General features: G+C 47.7%; 7 protein-coding genes. 3 read left to right on the top strand and 4 right to left on the bottom strand.

What is annotated here, in order from left to right:
• Positions 1 to 29 precede the first annotated feature (29 nt).
• Together WCO51_10315 and WCO51_10310 are read left to right on the top strand one after the other, a co-directional pair.
• Positions 30 to 1,067, top strand: a complete 1,038-nt coding sequence (locus WCO51_10315) for a tetratricopeptide repeat protein (GenBank protein ID MEI6513651.1) — start codon at positions 30 to 32, stop codon at positions 1,065 to 1,067.
• A gap of 49 nt (positions 1,068 to 1,116) precedes the next feature.
• The gene (locus WCO51_10310; GenBank protein ID MEI6513650.1) at positions 1,117 to 1,950 is read left to right on the top strand and encodes an amidinotransferase; all 834 of its coding nucleotides are present in this window, start codon (positions 1,117 to 1,119) and stop codon (positions 1,948 to 1,950) included.
• Between the two features lie 242 nt (positions 1,951 to 2,192).
• Here WCO51_10310 and WCO51_10305 read toward each other — a convergent pair whose 3' ends face one another.
• Genes WCO51_10305 through WCO51_10290 form a run of 4 tightly spaced genes read right to left on the bottom strand, consistent with a single transcriptional unit; the run spans position 2,193 to position 3,369 of the window.
• On the bottom strand, positions 2,193 to 2,495 hold the full coding sequence (locus WCO51_10305) for a hypothetical protein (protein ID MEI6513649.1): 303 nt from the start codon (positions 2,493 to 2,495) through the stop codon (positions 2,193 to 2,195).
• Positions 2,492 to 2,668 (bottom strand): hypothetical protein, encoded by a 177-nt coding sequence (locus WCO51_10300; protein MEI6513648.1) that lies wholly within the window; start codon positions 2,666 to 2,668, stop codon positions 2,492 to 2,494. The genes WCO51_10305 and WCO51_10300 overlap by 4 nt, the downstream gene beginning before the upstream one ends.
• A complete protein-coding gene (locus WCO51_10295; protein MEI6513647.1) occupies positions 2,665 to 3,036 on the bottom strand; it encodes a M15 family metallopeptidase in 372 nt (123 codons plus the stop codon). The genes WCO51_10300 and WCO51_10295 overlap by 4 nt, the downstream gene beginning before the upstream one ends.
• Positions 3,037 to 3,075: 39 nt before the next feature.
• Entirely contained in the window at positions 3,076 to 3,369 is a 294-nt protein-coding gene (locus WCO51_10290; protein MEI6513646.1) for a hypothetical protein, read from the bottom strand.
• Between the two features lie 179 nt (positions 3,370 to 3,548).
• Here WCO51_10290 and dapB point away from each other — a divergent pair.
• Positions 3,549 to 4,255 (top strand): 4-hydroxy-tetrahydrodipicolinate reductase (gene dapB / locus WCO51_10285; protein ID MEI6513645.1); only part of this gene is annotated, 707 nt, incomplete at its 3' end.

Below are 4,255 nucleotides of genomic sequence, written 5' to 3'. Positions count from 1 at the left end.
GGCTTTGGGCATACAGGTAGGTAATACTGATGCTAGTTTGCGATAAATGCTTTACTAAGCTTCCGGAATCCGCAGTCTTTTGCTTAGAATGCGGCGCTCCGGTCAAATGCGACAATCCGGATAACGTGGCGCTCGAAGGATCGGACCGCGAGGTTTATGCCGAGCTAACCAATGCGAACTTACTACGGATGCGAGGTCAGTGGGCTGAAGCGGAGAATATGTGCATCGGTATCCTGCGCCGCTTCCCTAATAATGCCACTTCACACACACTCTTAGGCGATATTTGCCGCGATCAAGGCCGTATTGATGATTCAATCGAATGGTATCAGATGGCGCTTGACTTGAACCCAAACGGTGTTGGCGAACGCGTTAAGCTCGAAGATTTACAACAACGCAAAAACGAGATGGAAGAGGCCAGAGTAGCCAACACTCAATATCAACCCAACACACCGCCTCCGAAATGGGCATACGCCCTACTTGGCATTATTGGGGTTTTGATTGTACTCGTTGTTTTTCTTTCTATAATGTTAATGCGAAAGCAGCCAACCACAGCACCAGTTGGACCGCCGATAATCGCTAAGCCATCAGCGCCAATTATTACGCCAACGCCTGTTCCAATTCAGAATCAGGCGCCGACCGAATTAAATAATATTCCGCCCCCTAATCCACCCAGATTACAACCGGCAATAGCAGTCACCGTTTTAGAACAAAGATTTTTCAATAGCCTTTCGCAGCGCAATCCGGAACTCGCGAATCGTATTACTAATATAACAATCGATCCGCGCAGCTTAAATATCACGGTTTCCTTTAAGCTCGAATCAGGGGCTTTTAACCGGGAGCGAATTATGCAGGATGCAATACATACCGCTCAAGGGATATTTAACGCAGTGTCAGATGCAAGTTCACTCACTCTGCGCGCCCTTGGACCAAATGCGACGGGAAGTTTGGATGTGGTTTTTCAAGGGGATTGCCAAAAAGATGCGGCTTTGCATGCAACCGAGCCGATAACTCCCGAATCTTCTGCTCAGGTATTAACGAACATATATTGGCCCAACACGCTGCCATAACCGGATAGTGTCGTGGGTGGTTGAATAAGCCGATAATAAAGTATTAATTATGAAATCTGACAGTCTGAAACCAAGCGACCGCACTGGCATCTCAAATTTGTTGATGTGCGAGCCAACTTCATATGACCTGGTCTATGAGATCAATGTCTGGATGCGAGTAACCAACAAGCCGGATAAACGGCTAGCGCTGCAACAGTGGAATGAGCTTTTTCGCGTGTTGCAGGATGAGGTAGGGGCAAGTATATCACTCATACCTCAGCAAACTAATTGTCCTGATATGGTCTTCACCGCCAACGCAGGGATCGCAATAGACGATAGGGTCATCATCTCTCGGTTCCGTAACCTCGAACGCCGCTTGGAAGAGCCTTTCTTCTCTGATTGGTTCAATGAGCGCCAGTACAAAGTAGAAACGTTGCCAAACGATGCGGTCTTTGAAGGGGAAGGGGATGCGCTGTTTGTGGGGGATACACTGGTTGCAGGTTATCTCAAACGAAGTGAAATTTCTTCCCACCGCAAATTGGCCGAAATGCTTGGATGTAGAGTGCTCTCATTGGAACTTGTTGACGACCGCTGGTATCACCTCGATACCTGCTTCTTGCCTTTAGATGAACATACTGTAGTCTATTATCCGGGGGCTTTCGATAGCTACGGGCGAAGAGTGATTAACGAGAACTTCCATGCAATCCCAATCGAACTCGACGAGGCGCTCCATTTTGCCTGTAATTCAGTGGTAATCGGCAACCACATCGTCATGCCGTCCGGCTGCCCTAACACTGCCTGGATTTTGCGTGATCGTGGCCGAGAAGTTCACCCCGTCCCAATGACCGAATTCATCAAGTCCGGCGGCGCCTGCAAGTGCCTAACCCTCTATCTGCCTAAGTAAAGCCAATCAACTACATCACACTTAATATTTAACAGTAGGGCTTCAGCATAATTTGGACAGTTTAAATCTTCGTTTGTGTAGGGGCGTAGCAAGCAGCGCCCCTACGGGAATCGGCGTAGGCGGACTTGGTCAGCGACTTTAGTCGCCTGGCGAATGGTAAAACAGTTATTTAAAGAGGAGTAAGTGAAAAACAATAATGTCCCCCTTGGAAAGGGGGACATTATTTTGGGATGATGTCTTTCTTAGAACCAACGGTCGAGGAGATAGGTTTTTGTGGTTGCCATTCGGGACAAGAGGGCTTGACGTTCTTTGTTTAGCGCTTCTTCAATAAGAACTCGATCGGAGGAGTTGATGCCTATGCGGCTCAGCTCGGATAGGATGTTTATCTCAAGAACTTTAATCCCGATACTCGCCGATTGCGTCATCTCGGATAAACCTGACTCCGCGGCGCTTTTGCCTATTTGTTTGAGAATATCCCCCGCAACATCTCGTCCTGTCTGGTTCTTCAGTTTGTCCAATCCAAGGGTTTTAGTTAGCCAACTCATTTTGTTTCACCCTGCTTGGTTGGCGATATGAAAAGGGCTGCAATCGCGAGTATGAAAGTGACCCATGGACTTGCTTCGGGAAATTTTGCATCTAATCCGGTTGTATGCCAGGTTCCGCCTGCCCCGAAGATAATGACAAGCCCTGTAATAATTCGGCCCCAATGTATATTCATTTGCCCTCCCATTGAGCATGTGGGCAGTCACGGGTTTTCCAGTCACCGCCCCAAATCAGGCCATGCGCCCTGACGGCTTTCCCATAGGTTTGCCACCATTCCTGCGGTACATTCCAAGTGGGTTTTCCGTCCACCAGCCAACAACAGTCCATCGCTCGACCATTGCCGTGCCATTTAGGAAATCGTAATCGTGTCAGGCCTTTGATAAACAGCTTGAGTTGCTTTGCCGGACTGCGATAAACTTCCCAAACTAAGAGCGGTAATCCCTTTGAACGCACATCCTTTAACACAGCCAGGAACTTACGCTTTGCTTCAGCGCTCAAACGGTTATCATCGAGAAGCATATCTCGTTTGTTACAACTTGTCATAATGCTTACGCTCCTGAGAAATAATAAATGTCCCGGCGTTTAGGAATAGAGGCTTAAGCTAATATTGACAGTGCCGCCCGATGAGATAAACGAAAGAGCGCTTAGGTCGCCAAAATAGGTGAAAGGCGTAATGCTTGTGAGCGGCATCCCTACAGACGCAGAAGGCGCTATTCCATCATCTCGCCAACGGCAGCTAATACCTTCAACGTGGATAATGGCCATAATGGCATCTGCAGGAAGATTTGGAATTCCGGTTGCTGTCGAACCAAGGCTAAAGTTTCGATACCCGCATGGTGTCCAACTCAGTTCATTTTTTGATATTAGTTTAGGCATGTTTCACCATTCCTTATTGTGTATTCAAGAACATCTAGTGACGATAGATGTTCTCAATATACGGTTATCGAATTGGCGCGATAGTCAACCTTTTGTCTTATCGCATTCCGTTGCGGAGTTAGGATAAAATGAGAGTCCGCTATTTACGGGACAATAGAAGGCGATCAAAGGAGCTATAAATGGATATGATTCGTGTTGCAGTGACCGGCGCGTCCGGGCGTATGGGGATGGAAGTTGTCCGAACAGTATTAGATCAGCCGGATATGGAATTGGTTTTGGCTGTTGATAGAAATCGTCATGGTGAGGACATCGGTACGGTAATCGGTCGAAATCCAATTGATATTCAGGTACAGCCTCGACTTCTTTCAAAGCTATTAGAGGAAACTAAGCCTGAAGTGCTCGTTGATTTCACGGTCGCTATGATAGCTCCAGAGCATGCTTTAACAGCAATCGAACACGGTGTGCGTCCTGTCATTGGCACCTCAGGTATAGGCAAGAATTCTATTACGGATATTCGTCTAGCCTGCAGCGAACATCATACCGGCGCATTATTGGTTCCGAATTTTGCAATTGGAGCAGTTTTAATGATGAGCTTCGCAAAGCAGGCGGCACGCTATTTCCCCGATGCTGAAATTATTGAGCTTCATCATGATGGGAAAATCGATGCTCCCTCTCAGACCGCCATGCGTACTGCAGAGGTTATCGCCGGATCTCGTCAAGGAAGCGCCAGAGACTTTTCAGGAGAGCAATTGAAGCTGGAAGGCGCAAGAGGAGCAGAGTTTGGTCAGGTTAAAATCCACAGCATCCGCCTTTCAGGCCTTCTCGCTCATCAAGAAGTTATATTCGGTGGCGTAGGCGAAGTCTTGACAATTCGCCACGACTCCCT

This window comes from bacterium (assembly GCA_037131655.1).
Taxonomy (GTDB): domain Bacteria; phylum Armatimonadota; class Fimbriimonadia; order Fimbriimonadales; family JBAXQP01; genus JBAXQP01.
The sequence above is the reverse complement of the archived record's forward strand: the minus strand, read 5'-3'. Positions and strand labels throughout refer to the sequence as shown.